At 42.0% G+C, this 16,962-nt stretch carries 15 protein-coding genes; 4 read left to right on the top strand and 11 right to left on the bottom strand.

Annotated features, from left to right (window positions below):
* The first annotated feature begins 52 nt into the window (after window positions 1-52).
* Window positions 53-2,497 (top strand): glycoside hydrolase family 2 TIM barrel-domain containing protein, encoded by a 2,445-nt coding sequence (locus ABIB50_RS02625; RefSeq protein ID WP_429377033.1) that lies wholly within the window; start codon window positions 53-55, stop codon window positions 2,495-2,497.
* A gap of 6 nt (window positions 2,498-2,503) precedes the next feature.
* Here ABIB50_RS02625 and ABIB50_RS02620 read toward each other — a convergent pair whose 3' ends face one another.
* The 4 genes from ABIB50_RS02620 to ABIB50_RS02605 all read right to left on the bottom strand — a co-directional run bounded on the left by ABIB50_RS02620 (window position 2,504) and on the right by ABIB50_RS02605 (window position 9,375).
* Window positions 2,504-4,483: a hypothetical protein gene (locus ABIB50_RS02620; RefSeq protein ID WP_429377031.1), complete on the bottom strand. Its 1,980-nt coding sequence runs from the start codon at window positions 4,481-4,483 to the stop codon at window positions 2,504-2,506.
* Between the two features lie 10 nt (window positions 4,484-4,493).
* The gene (locus ABIB50_RS02615; protein WP_429377030.1) at window positions 4,494-6,713 is read right to left on the bottom strand and encodes a GH92 family glycosyl hydrolase; all 2,220 of its coding nucleotides are present in this window, start codon (window positions 6,711-6,713) and stop codon (window positions 4,494-4,496) included.
* A 148-nt stretch (window positions 6,714-6,861) separates the two neighbouring features.
* Window positions 6,862-7,731: an inositol oxygenase family protein gene (locus ABIB50_RS02610; RefSeq protein ID WP_429377028.1), complete on the bottom strand. Its 870-nt coding sequence runs from the start codon at window positions 7,729-7,731 to the stop codon at window positions 6,862-6,864.
* 27 nt (window positions 7,732-7,758) lie between these two features.
* Window positions 7,759-9,375, bottom strand: coding sequence for a sodium/sugar symporter (locus tag ABIB50_RS02605; RefSeq protein ID WP_429377026.1), 1,617 nt, complete (start codon window positions 9,373-9,375; stop codon window positions 7,759-7,761).
* A 139-nt stretch (window positions 9,376-9,514) separates the two neighbouring features.
* On the opposite strand from ABIB50_RS02605, the gene ABIB50_RS02600 reads away from it, so the two are divergent.
* The gene (locus ABIB50_RS02600) at window positions 9,515-10,483 is read left to right on the top strand and encodes a metallophosphoesterase (RefSeq protein WP_429377024.1); all 969 of its coding nucleotides are present in this window, start codon (window positions 9,515-9,517) and stop codon (window positions 10,481-10,483) included.
* Window positions 10,484-10,496: 13 nt separating this feature from the next.
* Here the strand turns inward: ABIB50_RS02600 and ABIB50_RS02595 are convergent, their stop codons facing one another.
* The 3 genes from ABIB50_RS02595 to ald all read right to left on the bottom strand — a co-directional run bounded on the left by ABIB50_RS02595 (window position 10,497) and on the right by ald (window position 12,498).
* Complete coding sequence (locus ABIB50_RS02595) at window positions 10,497-10,700, bottom strand: hypothetical protein (RefSeq protein ID WP_429377023.1); 204 nt, start codon at window positions 10,698-10,700, stop codon at window positions 10,497-10,499.
* Window positions 10,701-10,839: 139 nt separating this feature from the next.
* On the bottom strand, window positions 10,840-11,265 hold the full coding sequence (locus ABIB50_RS02590) for a VOC family protein (protein WP_429377021.1): 426 nt from the start codon (window positions 11,263-11,265) through the stop codon (window positions 10,840-10,842).
* 123 nt (window positions 11,266-11,388) lie between these two features.
* On the bottom strand, window positions 11,389-12,498 hold the full coding sequence (gene ald / locus ABIB50_RS02585) for an alanine dehydrogenase (RefSeq protein ID WP_429377019.1): 1,110 nt from the start codon (window positions 12,496-12,498) through the stop codon (window positions 11,389-11,391).
* A 230-nt stretch (window positions 12,499-12,728) separates the two neighbouring features.
* On the opposite strand from ald, the gene ABIB50_RS02580 reads away from it, so the two are divergent.
* Both ABIB50_RS02580 and ABIB50_RS02575 read left to right on the top strand, forming a co-directional pair.
* A complete protein-coding gene (locus ABIB50_RS02580) occupies window positions 12,729-13,313 on the top strand; it encodes a DUF6992 family protein (protein WP_429377017.1) in 585 nt (194 codons plus the stop codon).
* A gap of 155 nt (window positions 13,314-13,468) precedes the next feature.
* Window positions 13,469-13,816 (top strand): hypothetical protein, encoded by a 348-nt coding sequence (locus ABIB50_RS02575; RefSeq protein ID WP_429377015.1) that lies wholly within the window; start codon window positions 13,469-13,471, stop codon window positions 13,814-13,816.
* A gap of 43 nt (window positions 13,817-13,859) precedes the next feature.
* On the opposite strand, the gene ABIB50_RS02570 is transcribed toward ABIB50_RS02575, so the two are convergent.
* The 4 genes from ABIB50_RS02570 to ABIB50_RS02555 are packed head-to-tail and all read right to left on the bottom strand — an operon-like array spanning window position 13,860 to window position 16,962.
* Window positions 13,860-14,780, bottom strand: coding sequence for a hypothetical protein (locus ABIB50_RS02570; protein ID WP_429377014.1), 921 nt, complete (start codon window positions 14,778-14,780; stop codon window positions 13,860-13,862).
* Between the two features lie 24 nt (window positions 14,781-14,804).
* Window positions 14,805-15,434: a 4'-phosphopantetheinyl transferase family protein gene (locus ABIB50_RS02565; RefSeq protein ID WP_429377013.1), complete on the bottom strand. Its 630-nt coding sequence runs from the start codon at window positions 15,432-15,434 to the stop codon at window positions 14,805-14,807.
* Window positions 15,431-15,688: an acyl carrier protein gene (locus ABIB50_RS02560; RefSeq protein ID WP_429377011.1), complete on the bottom strand. Its 258-nt coding sequence runs from the start codon at window positions 15,686-15,688 to the stop codon at window positions 15,431-15,433. Before ABIB50_RS02560 ends, ABIB50_RS02565 begins: the two co-directional genes overlap by 4 nt.
* Window positions 15,688-16,962: a beta-ketoacyl-[acyl-carrier-protein] synthase family protein gene (locus ABIB50_RS02555; protein WP_429377010.1), complete on the bottom strand. Its 1,275-nt coding sequence runs from the start codon at window positions 16,960-16,962 to the stop codon at window positions 15,688-15,690. Before ABIB50_RS02555 ends, ABIB50_RS02560 begins: the two co-directional genes overlap by 1 nt.

Raw genomic sequence — 16,962 nt, 5'->3', positions numbered from 1 at the left:
GTAATTGGCAGTCCTTGCCTTTACCCCAATTTAACCTTTATATACTTAAGAAATGACAATAAAAAGTGACGTTTACACTACCGGCTCTTCACGAAGAAGATTTATACAAAATTGTACTATTGGTGTAGTTGCCCTTAGCTCAGGCTCATTGCTGGGTTGTTTAGCTAAGCATAAAGCAACCGGGCAGCGCGGTGCAGCAAGCTTAACTTTTTCTTTAGACCAAAATTGGTTGTTTGGCGGCAAATTTACGGACGCAGCGTTTTCGCCCGGCTTCAATGATTCGGCATTTAAACAGGTCACGCTTCCGCACGTGGTATCCGACTTATCATGGCAGGATTGGGACGAAAAGAAATGGCAGGACGTCTGGATCTATCGCCGGCACTTTACCGTCCCCGAAAACCTGCAGGGTATGCGCATCTTTATCAAGTTTGATGGTGTAATGGTTACCGCGTCGCCAAGTATTAACGGGTATGCACTACCTGTGCATTTGGGTGGTTACCTGCCTTTTCACTACGACATAACAGATCATATTAAGCAAGGCGAGAATGTGTTAGCTGTAAAAGTTGACGCGCGCTGGAGCAGTGTACCGCCCGAAGGTTCAAAAAATGGTAAACGAGCAGTAGTTGATTATATGGAAGTTGGCGGTATGCACCGTTCAGTTAGTTTGTATGCCGTACCGAAGCTGTATGTGAGCGATGTATTTGCCAAGCCGGCAGATGTACTAACTGCAAACCGCCGTATTGTTGTTAATTGCACTGTTGATACAGCTATACTACCAGGCAAGTCTGTTAAGTTGCGGGTTGAAATGAGAGATGGTAATAATGTGATATCTCAAGCAGAGCGAGAGTTATATATAGCAAAGACCGGACAAACAGAGCTATCATTGTCTTTATCCGGCTTGCAAAACATTACCCTTTGGGATATAGATAATCCTAAGCTATACGATATTATAACCACTATGTTGGTAGAAGGACAACCGCTTCATAACCACAAAACCCGCATAGGCGTACGCGACGCCAGTTTTAAGTTGGATGGATTTTATTTGAATGGTAAACGACTGCAGCTTTTTGGTTTGAACCGCCACGAGGTTTACCCTTATGTAGGTTTTGCTATGCCTGAGCGGGTTATGCGCAAAGATGCAGAAATATTAAAGTATGATTTTAATTGTAACGTAGTGCGCTGTTCGCATTATCCCCAAAACGATGCTTTTTTAGACGCCTGCGACGAGTTGGGTTTGATGGTATGGGAAGAAGTGCCGGGCTGGCAATATATTGGTGATGACGCATGGAAGGAGATCTTATTGCAAAACACACGGGATATGGTAATACGTGACCGTAACCGACCATCGATCATCATATGGGGAACGCGGGTGAATGAGTCGGCGAGTGTTGAAGAGCTTTACAGCAAAACAAGAGCGATAGCAAAGTTACTGGATGGCTCGCGGCCTACATCAGGTTCGCTGACGCCTGACACAAGAAAAGACTGGCAGCAAAATTGGCACGAAGACGTGTTTGCGTATGACGATTATCATGCCGAACCGGATGGCGGCGGCGGAGTAGGCATACTGCCGGCGATTGAGGGTTATCCATACTTTCTGGCAGAGGCGGTTGGCCAATACAACTACCCGACAGGGAAAGGTTTTAACAGCTACTACCGCCGCTCGGGAGAAGCTAAGATCCAACAGAATCAGGCTATTGCCCATGCCCAGGCTCACAATAAATCGGCAGCCGACCCAAGGAATGGCGGCGTTACAGCCTGGTGCGCCTTTGAGTATTCGAGTTTACTAAACCAATACCGCGCAGTTAAATATCCCGGCGTAGCTGATGTTTTCAGAATTCCTAAGCTGGGCGCTTCGTTTTATATGTCGCAGGGCGATTCAAAAAAAGGCGCTGTAATTCACCCTAATTTCTATTGGGATTTTAGCCAACGTTCGCCAACCGGGCCGGGCAAAGGTGCTGCTATCTTCTCTAATTGCGATGAGTTAAAATTGACTATTGACGGTAAAGAATATACCACTGTAAAACCAGATACTAAAAACTACGCACATCTAAAACACGCACCATTTTTTGTTGATCTTGAATTTACAGACCAGAAACCCGGCGAACTTAAAATAGATGGTTATATTGGTGGTTTAAAAGTTTGCTCACGCTCATTTTCGCCCGATCATAAACAAAATCAATTTTCATTAGTAGTTGATGATAAAGAAATATTGGGCGATGGCAGTGATGCCACCCGCGTTGTATTCAGGATAACTGATAAGTTTGGGGCGCCAAGACCGTTCACCGACGGTAAGGTTGATTTTGTTGTAACCGGACCCGGTATAATTGTGGGCGATAATCCTTTTAATTTAAAGGAGAGCGGCGGTGCGGCAGCCATCTGGATAAAAGCTCAACCCAAAACATCAGGACGAATAACTTTACAGGCCACGCACGAAGTATTAGGGAGCAAAACCATAACTATTGACGTTAACCCAACAACACCGACAACGAGTATTTAAGCTATGCTATTTCTTCCAGATAACCCGGTAATTAAACCGCCTGTTAGGTGCGCTATCGCCGCTGGTACTTAATGATATGGGGTCTGTTAAAGTTCCGGCATTGTCATTCCAGTGATAATCAAAAGTTACCGCACTGCCTTTTAGTTTTAGTAAAGAGCGCGGAATAGCTACTTCTAACTTGTTGCCTTTGTAATGATAGTTAACCCGGGTAACTTCAATCCACTGCTTACCGTTATAGCGGCATAACGTTGTTGTCTTGCTGTCGATAACTTTTTTGTTTACCATAAAATCATACCCAAACCAACCCGTGCTTGAATTTTTATCAGCGTCAATAAATAACATCATCCAGTTTTTGTCAGTGGATGGTGTTAATGGCTGATCTGTCTCCGCATAAAAATTAACGTTGTTATTATCTACCCCAACCTTACAGGTGATGATATCATTACGCCCGGATATATCTGTATAATGCAAACCGCCATAACCGGCGTTATCACGATGGGCCACATCGCCTTTGGTATCGCGGTATTCGGTTTTTATCATAATCCAGTCGGCAAAGTCTCCGTCGATTTTAATGTGATTAATTCCTTTTAATTCGGGTATTGCCCGCACCCCTTTATACTTCCTGATATTTTCGGCCATTTGCGTGTAGTAGTTGTCGGTATAACCGCCTTTCATGGGTTGTATAGCCCGGTTAAACTCAGCGTTATATTGGTCGACAAAAAAGTACGAGTTTTTGCGGCGCATAAAATCAAATGTCTTACCGGCATCCGGTTGATATTTCCCGGCGGTCCATTCGTTCCAATCATTTAAGTATAAAAATGAAGGATCGGCTTTTAACGCCTCGTCCCAACGCTCCTGGAAATAGATGCCATAACCTTCGGGATGTGCTACTTTCTTCTTTAACCACGGTACATAGGTTTCAACAGGCATATCCTGCCCGTTAAGCTGCGGTTCGCCATTAGCGCGCGTCCATGATTTACCTACCAAGCTTGATGGGTGCTGAGCTGGTGTAACTGCCATTTCTTCGGGCTGGCCATTGTGAGTTGATGCTAATTTTTCAGGAGGCATGTTCAACACGTTTTTATTGCCCAGGTCGTACCCAAAGCTCCAGTTATCTTCGGTACCCACATAACGCTGTCCATTCCATTTATAATAGCCCCACCACATTCCGCGGGTCGAGAAAGTGTTTTTTACTTCCTGCGTATAATCGGTGTATAGTTTTTGGGTATAATCTTTATTCCCATAGTGAGGATTATTTGTGTTCGTTACCGCATCAGCATCATAATGTGGATTTGGATTTTGCTGCACATTGCCCGTTGCATCTTTGGTTTGGGGTGTAGCGTTATATAGCAGTAAGGGTTTGTTATCCCAATAAAACCAAAGGTCCTTGTATCTTTCGGGTTTATAGATCTTATCGTAAAGGTCCTGCACAACAGTTATCACGGGGCCATTAAATGCCCAGAAACAAAATTGCGGAACTTTATTCCCTTCGGCTTTCATCTTTTCCATAACAGTGAAAATGGTTTCCCATTCTGCCCAGTATCTAACAGCATTGGTAACATCCATTATCAATACATCAACACCGGCATCCGTTAACATCGACATATCTTTGCGGATAACATATTCGTCCCGGCTTAAAAAGTAACCCATTTCAGGTTCGCCCCAATGGTATGAGCCCTCTTTCCATTCGGGATTTTTGGCATCCAGTCGCGCGTTCGAATCGGCAGCTAAAACCTTGCTTACATCAGCCGAATATGGCTTTTTCATACCGGCTAAATTATCGCTATGCCAGGTAATGTAAAAGATCCCCACTACCCTTTTATGGCCTGTTTTAACCGGCCCGGCTAAATCTATGGTTGGCATGCTTCTGCCAAGCGCGTTGGTGCCAACCCAAGTATCCGAATATAAATCCCGGTAAGTGCTTTGTGCATTAACCCCTATTGCCAATATCAACAGCAATAATTGCAGGTAGCATATCTTCTTCATTTATAAGCTGCTAATTATCATTTCTGTAATCCATTGCCGATGGTGGGGCATCTTGCGGTGTAGCCCCCCACGCTTTGTTAGGCGTACTACCCATTACAACTGTTAGCGTTGCGCCGTTAACCATGTCAGTATGGTTAAACCATGGCTTATTTAAAGGCTTGCCATTTAATGTAGCGCTCTGGATATACTTATTCTCTGCCGAACTATTTTTAGCATTGATAGTAAACAGCTTACCATTAGGCAAAGCGATAGTGATATGCGTAAACACCGGGCTGCCAATATTATAGACCGGGACACCTGGCGTTACCGGAAAAAATCCCATCATAGAGAAAACAACAAATGCTGTCATACCGCCGCCGTCTTCATCACCTGGTAATCCGAAAAGGTTATCGGTATACCAGGTGCTTAGCAGCATACGGATGCGTTTTTGTGTTTTCCATGGCGCGCCCATGTAGTTGTACAGGTATGGGATATGGAATGAGGGCTCATTACCCATCACAAATTGCCCGACATTACCGGACGCATCCGGCTGAGTATACCAGAATTGGTGCTTAGCGGCACCCAAATCTTCTCTAAATAGTTGATCCAGTTTTGCCTCGGCTTTTTTAGTGCCGCCCATCAGGTTAAATAAGCCCGTAAGGTCATGTTTTACATCCCAGCTGTAGGTATAAGCATTGTTTTCAGTAAAGTATTCGCGCCCTGATAATTTGGGATTATAAGGTTCTATCCATTCGCCTTTATCATTTTTGGGCCAGAGGATGCCCTTATCCTGCCTGAATACATTTTTGTAGTTACCCGCACGTTTCATAAATAAGGTACGGTCCTGCGGATTACCGCTTGCTTCGGCCAACTGCGCGATGCTCCAATCGCTAAAGCTGGTTGCCAGCGTTACCGATACAGCTTGCCTCCGCTCCCACACTACGTCCACTTGTTTCTCGGTTTCTTTCTCGGTAAGTGGTATGGATGGAAAGTATCCGTTCTTGTTATAAAAGGTATCCAGTTTAGTAGGCGGGCCGTTCCTCCATGGCAGCAAAGTAGCGTCTAACGAGTTTTTCTTCAAGCCCTGATAGGCTGTTTTTAAATCGAACCCACGGATGCCCTTATGCCAGGCATCGTTCATCCAGGCTGCGGTAAAATTGCCGGTCATGGCCGGCCAGTCGCCAAATATTACCGCAAAGGATGGCATGTTACCACCCTGTTTATACATTTCAACGTACGACCGTAATTTTTGCGTTTCCATTGCCGGGTTCAGGATCATGTGCAATGGTTCTAAAGCTATATATTGATCCCACATCCAGTTATCTACAAAAAATGGTTCTGTTGATTGATGTACCTGATGATCGAAACTGCTGTAATATTTGCCGTATTCGTTAATATCAACCATCCGTTCAAGACTACGGTAGAATGAAGTATAAAACACCCGTTTTTGTGCCTGGGTACCCCCTTCAACCTGTATCTGGCTTAGCTTCTTGTCCCATACAGCATAGGCATTAGCTTTAACTTTCGTAAAGCCCCACGCCGGGATCTCTTTATATAAGTTTTCTTTTGCCTGCTCGATACTAACGAACGAAATGCCATATTTAAACCCGATGGTTTTGGTTTTGCTATTTAACTCGCCCAATACCTGTTTGCGCTGCGCCGGATTGCGATAGGTTGACGAAAGGTCAGCATCTGTTTCGCCATAAAAATAAGCTTTCATGCCCTGGAACGACTCTGTGCCGCTGAATGATCTCTTATCGTTGATGATAACTTCGCCATCATTGCCGTATAAACCCAAACGCAAGTAATGTTTTTGGTTATCTTTAAACACCACCTGGAAGTAACCGCATCTTTGTGTCGGTGAAACCTCAACGGTGGTACCATCATCCTCGTTGGTAGCAAAATAATTATAAGGCGTTAATTTCTCGTTGAGTACCGTAAACCGTTTATCCCAAAGCTGCTGGGTATTGCTGCCACTAACCGGCAGGAACGAGAACGTCCATGCGATACGATGCGACGCCACATTAAGCGGGAACGTCCGTATCTGGTCGTCCAGCTGATCTTTTTTCATCGGATATACCCTAAGCATGCTGTTAGGCAGCTGCACTGTTGGACGGGCTGGTTCTAATATTAGGCCTACGCCGCCTATGGTTGGGTCTACATAGTCAACATTTGATTTTTTAACCTGTGCCGATAGTTGCGTGCAGACTAAAATAAATAAAGCGAAAAGTGATGCCTTTTTTAAAATCATACTAAATCAGATATGCTTTGCTTAACAAGGGATGCGTTAAACAGTAGCTTTGGTTTATAATTACCCAAACATAAAATATTAGCCTTGTATATACAAGTTATAATTTAAAGTATTAAAAAAGCCTCTCGTTTCCGAAAGGCTTTAATTTCTATAACTTAACCGTCTCAGGTAGATATTTAGCTATCAGATCCTCGTAATAAGGTTTTAATTCTGATACAACCGGTACTTTCGGGCTTTTCGAATACAGATCGTAAGGGTTAAACTTATCCACCCATTTAAACATATCCTTATCGTGCGGGCTTAGTAAGTGCTTGTAAGCGTTCTCACGGTGCTGCGAATAGAATGAGTGGTAACGGATCATATATAATGCCGGCTCAGGTAAATAGTCCTTTGTTATATGATACAAATACTCATCGTGGCCCCACGACATATGTACGTTATCCAACCCGCACTCATGCGAGTAAACGCCGTATTTGGTATTAAAACGCTCGTCATGGATGTCAGGGTTTGCAGCAAAGAACTCAGGGTAAACTATTTTATCCGAGAACGCGCAACCTACCGGGAAGGTATCGCCTACCACGTTCCATTGTGGCTCACCAAACAGGCAAAGCACTTTACCAAGGTCATGTATAAAACCTGTCAGCACAAACCAATCCGGATAACCGTCTGCACGGATAGCTTCGGCAGTTTGTAATAAGTGCTGTAGCTGATCCAATGAGATATCAGGATCGGAGTCATCCACCAGGGTATTCAGGTATTCCATAGCTTTCCACCATGGCATTTCCATTTTATCGAATTTTAAAAAGTTGGCTTTTTTGGCCAGCACATTATCGTAGGTCTGGTATTTATGATTGAGGCGGTAAAACTCGCGTACGCCATCAATTTCGGGCGCATCGTAGTTTCTAAATTCGTCTTTCTTTTTTGCCGGACCGGTTTCCGGGTATCTCTGTAAAACGTCATCTTCCCAAACGTCTAAACTTGACAGAGGTGTCAGTTCTTTTTCACTTAGATTTTCCATTTTATAAATTTTTAATGATTTAACAAACTACCAAAACACAATATATAATGCGGATAAGATCCCTAAAATAATCACAGAACATATAATAAACGATGTACTTACCTTATACATTGCACGGTTGGCCTCAATAGTTTTATTCTCGCCTTTAGGCCAAATTAAACTCACAGCAATCATTAGGGCCATACAGATCAAAAATACCCACATCATCCTGTTAAGGAAAGGTATAGGTTCAATGCCGGTCATTTCGGGCAGGAATTTAAAAAACACCGACAATGGGATGGTCAACACTGCCGAGGTAACCGCCGCTGCAGATGTGGTACGTTTCCAAAATAATCCTAACAGGAAAATAGCGAACACGCCCGACGAAATAAAGCCCACGTATTCCTGGATAAACTGGTAAACCTGATCAAATGTGCGCAGTTGTGGTGCAATGCAAATAGCCACAATGGACGAAATAATTACTGCCCAACGGCCGGTAACCAGCATTTGTCGCTCGGATGCACCGGTATTCAAATGCTTTTTATAAATATCCAAAGTGAAAATGGTGGAAATACTATTGGCCTTACCCGCCAGCGACGCCACAATAGCCGCTGTTAGGGCGGCAAAAGCCACACCTTTCAACCCCGACGGAAGCAGGTTCATTAATACCGGATAAGCATGGTCTGGTTTTAATACGCCGTTCGCGTCGGCCATTTCAGTATGGAAAAATCCATGCTGATAAAGCGTGAAAGCCGCGATGCCTGGTATAACCACAATCAGTGGGATCAGCAGTTTCAGGAAAGCAGCAAAGATCAAACCATTACGGCCCGTTTTGATATCGGCACCTAAGGCGCGTTGTACAATGTACTGGTTACAGCCCCAATAGTTTAGGTTGTTGATCCACATACCACCAGCCAATAAGGAGATGCCCGGCAATTCCTGGTAAAACGGACTATCCTTTCTAAAATACATGTGGAAGTGATCGCCGGCCTCTGATTTCAGGATAGAAAAGGCTTGCAGCACCCCATGTCCGTTTAACTTATTTGACACCTCGGTCATCGCAAAATAACAGGTAGCCAAGCCACCCAATATTAAAACAAGCACCTGTATTACATCGGTATAACCAATTACCTTCATCCCGCCAAGGGTAATAATTACTGAGAATATACCCAGACCTATAATACAATATGTAAAATTAATGCCCGATATGGTTTCGATTGCGATAGCCCCTAAAAAGTAGATAGAGGTCAAATTAACCAGCACATAAGTTAGTAACCATATCACCGCCATAACCCCACTAACGGTATTATTATACCGTTGCGACAGGAACTGCGGCATGGTGTAGATCTTATTCTTGACGTATACCGGCAAAAAGAAGACCGCGACGATGATTAAGGTAGCAGCAGCTATCCACTCGTAGCTGGCAATTGCCAGCCCCATTTTAAAGCCAGAACCTGACATGGCAATAAAATGTTCAGACGAGATGTTGGATGCTATGATAGATGCCCCGATGGCCCACCAGGTTAACGAACCTTCGGCTAAAAAGAAACCTTTTGTATCAGTATGATCAGATTTTTTTCGGCGATAGACCCAATAACCGTAACCAGCTATCAGGATGAAATAGATAAAGAAAACGATAATATCGCCGGTGGACAAATGGTTCATGCAGTACAGTATTTTTAGAGTTATAATTGATACTACCGAAGTACCGTAAAATAATTGTTATAAACAAATTACTGTCACTTAATAAAGTGTTAACATAAATCTGCCTACATTTACTTACCAACTAAACTTATAAAGTTTTATGAGATCACAATTTGCAATAACGGCGCTAAGCGTTTGCTTAGGCCTTTCAGCAATCGGTTTACAATCTAAAGCACAGGTTTTTACATTACCGGTGTTGCCTGATACGCAGGAAGAGACCTGCTGCAAACCCGAAATGTTTTTTAGCCAGGTTAAATGGCTTGCTGCAAAGAGAGACTCATTAAATATCCCCATGGTTTTAAGCGTTGGCGATGTTGTTAATTACGACAACAATGCCAATTGGGAGACAGCAAGCGCAGGCTACGAAGTTTTTGATAAAGCGGGTATCCCCTACGCTATTGCGCCTGGTAACCATGATACCCGTGCGGTTGGTTTATGGAGCGGCAGCGCCGCACCGGGTAATGTAAACGCTAATGTGCGGATCACGGATAAGTTTAATGCCTACTTTCCTACATCGAGATATAAAAACCAGCGCGGCAGATGGGAAGAAGGTAAAAGTGATAATGCCTATTATACTTTCCAGGCAGGTGGTTATAACTGGCTGGTTATTACTTTGGAGTTTTGTGCACGCTCTGGACCGGTAAATTGGGCGGCAGCGTTAATTCCACAGTTCCCTAATCATAATGTGATAATTGTTACCCATTATCATTTAAATGGCGACGGCAAAATAAGCCAGACTAATGCCGGTTATGGAGATATGAGCGCGCAGCAAATTTTCGACAGGTTAAAGAAGTTCCCTAATTTATGTATGATTTTAAGTGGGCACGTTGATTATTCGGCACTAAAAGTAGATAAAGGACCTGCGGGTAATAATATTTACCAGATACTTCAGGATTACCAGGGGAAGGATTTTAGCGGTGCGTATATCAGGCTGTTACAGATCGATCCGGCTAAGGGCACAATTTCGGCTAAAATGTATTCGCCCTATTATAATTTGACAAAGCAGGATGATTCGCAATTTGTTATTAACGATGTAAAACTGGTACCGGCAAATAAAAAGATAGAGTAATTAACTTACCGTATTAATTTTCAACCTCGGGCTTATGGCCGGTAGTGTTTAGCCGGTTTATCTTCTCTAACGTTCCAAATGCATTTACAGCATACAGCGAATTGCTGGTATCCGTGTCAATTTTATATTTAATATTTCGGCTATTATCTTTTCTGGTGCTTAGCGGCATCAATATGGCTGTTATTAATACTACTACCTGTAATATAACGAGTAACATATCATTTTCATTTTAACATATGATTATATCGACCAAAAAGAATGCCGAAAATTTTTGCTCTGATAAATTTACTTCAATTACCTTAAAAGACCTGATAATAGTACATAAATTCTACAAATTTATAATCCTATTAAATTAGTTATAGATTAGCGGATACCCCACCCCAATCCTCCGGAACGACATTGGCTATAGTTTGAGAGAACGTCCATACATGGCCACCTATATCGCTGACAGAATATTGGCGCTCGCCATACGGGAAATCAGATGGCGGTCTTAATATTTCTACACCCTGTTGTTGAGCCCTGTCATAATGAGGAACTACACTTTTCACACGGATCATGATATTGATTTTGGGAATAGGCTTGACGGGGTTTGCTTCTATGATGGCTATGGCACTATCGCCAAATGATAGTTGGGCACGATGTGTACCTGCACGCCAGCGTTCGGCAAATCCTAATTTATCGGTTAACCAGGTTATAGCAGCAGCGACATCTTCGTACTCTAAAACCGGTATCATTGTACAGGCCGGCATAGAAAGATTATCAGGCAAATTGTTTAGGCTCATGAGGTAAAAATAAGTAAAAAATAAAATTTATAGCAAATTTTATACTTATGAAGCCTGTTCATTTTTGTGCATAAAAAAGCCGGCTTTTAACGGCCGGCTTAATATTTATGACGTTTACAACTCTTAATTAAAATTAGCCTCTACAAAAGGATAATTATGAACGTCGGCAACGGCTTTATAAGTTACGGTACCGTTATAGGTATTTAACCCTTTTAATAAGGCCGGATTAGTAGCAAACGCTTTGTTATAGCCTTTGTTAGCTATTTGTAAAGCATAACCTAATGTTGCATTTGTTAATGCTATGGTTGATGTATTTGGCACAGCACCCGGCATATTACCTACCGAGTAGTGCAATACGTTATGTTTTATATAAACAGGGTTGTCATGCGTTGTAGCATGGTCAGCGGTTTCAAACATACCGCCCTGATCAATTGCAATATCAACAATTACGGATCCCGGTTCCATGGTAGCTATCATAGCTTCGGTAACCAGTTTAGGAGATTTAGCACCCGGAATTAATACCGCGCCAATAACCAGATCAGAATTTTTAACACACTTGGCAATATTGCTTGGGTTTGATGCCAGCGTTGAGATCTGGTAACCAAAAATATCGTCTAACTGGCGTAACCTGTCTAAATTATTATCAATAATAGTAACGTCGGCACCTAAACCAATGGCAATTTTTGCAGCATTTGTACCTGCAACACCACCACCAATGATTGTAACCCTGCCACGACGCGTTCCCGGTACACCACTTAACAACACACCTTTACCACCGTTAGGCTTCTCTAAGAAGCTTGCACCCACCTGTACAGACATGCGGCCGGCAACCTCGCTCATTGGGGTAAGCAACGGTAATGCGCCGTTTGGTAATTGTATAGTTTCGTAGGCTATGGCAGTAACTTTTTTCTCGATCAATGCAGCTGTTAGTTTTGCTTCGGCGGCCAGGTGCAGGTAAGTAAACAAAATCAGATCGCTACGGAAATATTGAAATTCGCTTTCGATAGGTTCTTTAACTTTCATTACCATTTCAAAACTCCATGCCTCGGCAGCAGTATCCACCAATGTTGCACCTGCTTTTATATAGCTTGCATCAGTAAAGCCAGAACCCTCGCCGGCAGTTTTTTGTACAAATACCGGGTGGCCTGCATGTATTAATGCTTCTGCACCTGCGGGAGTAAGGGCTACCCTGTTTTCGTTGTTTTTAATTTCCTTTGGAACGCCAATTGTCATTTTTGTAATATTACTATATGAGATAAATAAATAGCCAACAGCAATCGTCTTGCAGGATCAGTATTAGTTTAGCGATTGTGATGCTGAGACAGTTAATTTCAGGCTTCAAAAATAATCAATTAATTGACCATTGAAGATTTTGTAACCAAATTTTATTTGGTTGAATTAATTTGTTTAACTTGTTATGAAAAAACAAAGGCTATCAGTAAAGGTTTACTATATAATATTACATGAAAAAAAACCTCCTTTTACTTCTTGTGTTGATCAGCATTAACTGCCGGGCACAGGATAGTTTACAAACCTTAAACTTTAATCGTAATCATATTAAAAACACCGGTATGCAAGTATTGGGCGGTTGGGCAGCAGCTAATATAGTTACCGGCGGCATTGGTTGGGCAAGCGCCAGGGGCGTCACCAAATACTTTCACCAAATGAATGCTATTTGGAATGTAGCTAACCTGGGCGTTGCCTTACTGGGATATACCGCAACAATTACAGACAAAAATCACGTATACACACCGCAAGAATGTTTAGAAGAACAGCGTAAATTAGAAAAGCTGTTCCTGGTAAATGGTGCCCTTGATTTTGTTTATATTGGTACCGGGTTATATCTAAAACACAGGGGAGATATTAATAATTCTGATCAGAACCGGGGTTATGGTTCGGCCATAATTTTACAAGGGGCTTTTTTATTATTGTTTGATGCTACCATGTATGCATCCGAGCGAAAAGCGGGCAATAAATTGAGCCGGTTTCTTACGAAGAATCCAATAACTTTTGATGGGCAGAAGGTTGGAATGATTGTAAACTTTTAAGCTTTTCAATGCATTGAATGTCAGCCAGATAATTACAAAAACAGTTAACATTAATCAATAGTGTTAACATAAACATAATATTAAATACACATTACATTAACTTATCTTTGCAAAAGTTAAAACTCACAACCTTATTTGATTCGATATACACAACTATGAAAAAAACTAAAAATAACGCAATTGCAAAAAAAGCTAAGAAAGCTTTAAAGCAAGAATTAAGTGATAAAATTGCCACTCAAATAAAAGCCCTGGTTGGCGAAATTGGCCCGGGTTTAAAAAAGGCAGAAAAATCAATAGAGAAAGCAGCTAAAAACTTAGCAAAGAAATTAACCAAGCTAACTAACGACAAACAGGTTAAGCCTTTTGTTGCTAAAAAACCTGCTCCGGCAAGCGTAGCAAAAACTCCTGCGGTAGCAGTTGAAACTGCACCTATTAAAGCTGCTCCGGCCAAGGCCGCTCCTATTGCTAAAGCACCGGTTGCAAAACCTGCTGGTAAGAAATAAATGATTTTTAGAGAGACGTTCCGTGATATCGGACGTCTCTGCATCATTTCTTTTTACCTCTTATATTAATAACGATAGCACTATTGTGCGGGATACCTAAGGTAGTGCCCGGGATAACCTGGAAGTAAGCTTTTAAGTAACCATCTATAAGTGCCCTAATGGTATGGTCGGTTGATTTTACAAATTCAGGGAACACATAGGTCATCGACTTTTGGTAATGGATCCCTCCCTGTGCATCAACCGTTGCCCAAAACGAATAGGAGAAGTCTTCGTAAGCTTTTTTAATAGTGATATTATATTCCGGGAACATATATTCATCAGAGTTATCCCACTTATTCATAATATCGGCCTCCACTCCTTTCTTTTCAACCGTCGCTAATGGGCTTTTACTTATAAATTGAACAGGCTTGCGTGCCGCAAAAAAACTATCAGGTTTGGCATTTACTTCGGCAACACGTTTATAAATATACTGGCTGTCCCTTCTTAATGGTCTCTTTACTTCCCCGGCTGTTTTATGCAGAACGTTTTTAATATAGTTGTTGGCATACAAGGTCATGTACACGTTTGATTTTACGTAATAAACCGTCTTACCTTCAACTTTTAATACCTGGAACCTTAAACTGTCCTTGCTAATCTTGTTAGCCTTTAGCCATGTCCCTGATATATTAAAAATAGAATCGTGATCCAGCGTAACTGCAAAGTTCAGAAACTTATCTTTATCGGGGCTGTAAACGCTTACCCATTTGTCCGAAAAAAACATCAGTTTCCATATCGGAGCAAGCTGGTAGCCGTCTTTGTTAAATATCAAACCGCTATCAAAACTACGGCGCACTTCTGTGTACCTGATTCGCTTTACATCACTAAAAGAACTCTTATTTTTTATAGGGTCTTCGAATTTACAAGATACAAAGGCAAGCGTAATAAATAACAGTATAGTGTATTGACGAATAATGGCAGATGACATGTCGTAAAAATGCAGATTTAATTTTTATTTGGGAAGTTGAAATGCATAAGAAACATAACAACCGTGATGCGCAAATGAAATCGAACTTCTAAGCGGATGTGTGCCATTAACTATAAACGGGTAACCTGACGAATGTTTATCTATCCATAGATCATCAGCAAGAATTATGTCGTTTAGTTTTGCTAACGCGAGTAACCGTACAGCGTTAGATTGGGTATGATAATCACTGTCAGCTATAGCTTGTACTCCCCAATAAACATCGCCTTCATTAATTACAGTAGCAATAAATTGGTTATTTATAGCTGACCTGAACTTAATTGTGGACGATCCTGTCGATACTATGCCATCATAAAAGGTATCCACTATTTGGTCGGTATCTAAATAAACACGATCACTTTCTGCAGGAATAGATAAGTTCTGAACGATCAATTTAGAAGGCGAAAACACCAAGCTTTCATCACTCCTCTTAAGATATTTATAGGCTGATTCTTTTACTGACCATAGCAGCCATATAAAATTCTCAAAAGAGATAGCTGATTCCTTGTGAAGTGAAAGTTCGGCGGGGGTAATAAATTTCAAATAAAATGCGGGCAGAAGGGTACGTTGTTTATCTACCAGATTAAGCGCGACAATATCATTGCCGGCGCTTATCACGCAGTCTTATTTACTTTATCAGAAATTACGTCGATGCAATTTCCCACGTTGTACATTTTTTCGGCAGCGTCAAAATCAATTTCAATATTGTATTGTGCCTCGGCATCTATAATAATATCAACCAGGTTGGCCGAGTTGATCTTTAAATCCTTTATAAGGTCTGTATCTTCATTAATCCCATCCAACATCTCTTTGCTTTCGGTATAAGGGGCCAGTACTTTTTTTAATTCACTTAAAATTTCTTTTCTATCCATCAGTTGCTTTTATATTTCGAGATAATTAAACAGCTGTTAACATCGCCAAACCCAAAATTTGCCTTCGCTACAGTGTTAATCTCCTTGTCTACCTTAATAACAGGTAAATTGTTTTCCCCAATTATATCTAAAATTTCTGGAATTGGGTCTTCCAAATTTAAATTTGCATGTACAAAGTTGTGTTTTAGCTGCAAAACAGCTGCAACCGTCTCTATAGAGCCTGCCGCGCTGAGCGAATGGCCCACCATTGATTTCAATGAATTAATCTTCGGAAAATCTTCCCCGCTGCGCCCTAATGCATTTACCCAGTTCTTAATTTCCAGCTTATCAGCAATCGTCGCGGTTAAATGGCCGCTCACCAGGTCAATATCGTTTGCATGTATGTTTGAGTTGGCAATAGCTTCCCTGATACATTTAACCACACCTTCGGCGCCCGGCGCTGTCATGCTGCCACCGTTACGCTGCCCGCCCGAGTTGGTTGACCCACCCATTAATTCGCCATAAATTTTAGCGCCGCGTGCTAATGCAAAATCAAGGTCTTCTAATATTAATGCCCCCGCCCCTGAACCAGGCACAAAACCGCCTGCCGACATACTCATTGGCCTAGACGCACGTTCAGGTTCATCATTAAACTTACGTGATAGCACCCGCATAGAATCAAAACCGCCAAATACATAGCGGTCAACAAATTCGCAACTGCCTACCACCATGCGCTTGGCCATGCCAAACTTAATATATTCATAACCCATTAAAATGGATTGCGTACCGGTAGCACACGCTGCCGAGTTATTAATGATCTTGTTACCTAAACCTAACCTGCCCGATATATAGGCAGTAACACCGCTGTTCATGATCTGCTCTACCACGCGCGATCCTAATTTCTTTGATTCGTGAGCATCAACACGGGTAATGGCAGTTTTAATTACATCGGTATCAGCAACACTGCTGCCAAATACGCAGCCTGTTTCCCAAAGGGTATCCTCTGCTACAATTTCATTACCAGCATCCGTCCACGCATCTAAAGCAGCCTTAATACCATAGGCAATGCCTTTTCCTTTAAGTCCATATAAGCTTGTTTCGGTAATATAATTACGTAGCTGCTCCCATTCAAACTCTGGCGTACCGCTTACCTGGCAATTAAATTTCAGGTCGGCATACTCAGGCACAAAACGGATGCCCGACACACCATTTTGTATAGCATGCAAAAAATCGGGAATATTTAGCCCGTTTGGCGCGACAACACCCAGGCCAGTAATTACAACACGGTTACCCAT

This window comes from Mucilaginibacter sp. UYCu711, from assembly GCF_050433825.1.
Taxonomy (GTDB): Bacteria; Bacteroidota; Bacteroidia; order Sphingobacteriales; family Sphingobacteriaceae; genus Mucilaginibacter.
The sequence above is the reverse complement of the archived record's forward strand: the minus strand, read 5'-3'. Positions and strand labels throughout refer to the sequence as shown.

Coding starts and splice junctions, on each gene's coding strand:
- ABIB50_RS02615 (WP_429377030.1), bottom strand. CDS start 6,713: ATGATTTTAAAAAAGGCATCACTTTTCGCTTTATTTATTTTAGTCTGC.
- ald (WP_429377019.1), bottom strand. CDS start 12,498: ATGACAATTGGCGTTCCAAAGGAAATTAAAAACAACGAAAACAGGGTA.
- ABIB50_RS02555 (WP_429377010.1), bottom strand. CDS start 16,962: ATGGGTAACCGTGTTGTAATTACTGGCCTGGGTGTTGTCGCGCCAAAC.
- ABIB50_RS02575 (WP_429377015.1), top strand. CDS start 13,469: ATGAAAAAAACTAAAAATAACGCAATTGCAAAAAAAGCTAAGAAAGCT.
- ABIB50_RS02595 (WP_429377023.1), bottom strand. CDS start 10,700: ATGTTACTCGTTATATTACAGGTAGTAGTATTAATAACAGCCATATTG.
- ABIB50_RS02620 (WP_429377031.1), bottom strand. CDS start 4,483: ATGAAGAAGATATGCTACCTGCAATTATTGCTGTTGATATTGGCAATA.
- ABIB50_RS02560 (WP_429377011.1), bottom strand. CDS start 15,688: ATGGATAGAAAAGAAATTTTAAGTGAATTAAAAAAAGTACTGGCCCCT.
- ABIB50_RS02590 (WP_429377021.1), bottom strand. CDS start 11,265: ATGAGCCTAAACAATTTGCCTGATAATCTTTCTATGCCGGCCTGTACA.
- ABIB50_RS02605 (WP_429377026.1), bottom strand. CDS start 9,375: ATGAACCATTTGTCCACCGGCGATATTATCGTTTTCTTTATCTATTTC.
- ABIB50_RS02625 (WP_429377033.1), top strand. CDS start 53: ATGACAATAAAAAGTGACGTTTACACTACCGGCTCTTCACGAAGAAGA.
- ABIB50_RS02600 (WP_429377024.1), top strand. CDS start 9,515: ATGAGATCACAATTTGCAATAACGGCGCTAAGCGTTTGCTTAGGCCTT.
- ABIB50_RS02570 (WP_429377014.1), bottom strand. CDS start 14,780: ATGTCATCTGCCATTATTCGTCAATACACTATACTGTTATTTATTACG.
- ABIB50_RS02580 (WP_429377017.1), top strand. CDS start 12,729: ATGAAAAAAAACCTCCTTTTACTTCTTGTGTTGATCAGCATTAACTGC.
- ABIB50_RS02610 (WP_429377028.1), bottom strand. CDS start 7,731: ATGGAAAATCTAAGTGAAAAAGAACTGACACCTCTGTCAAGTTTAGAC.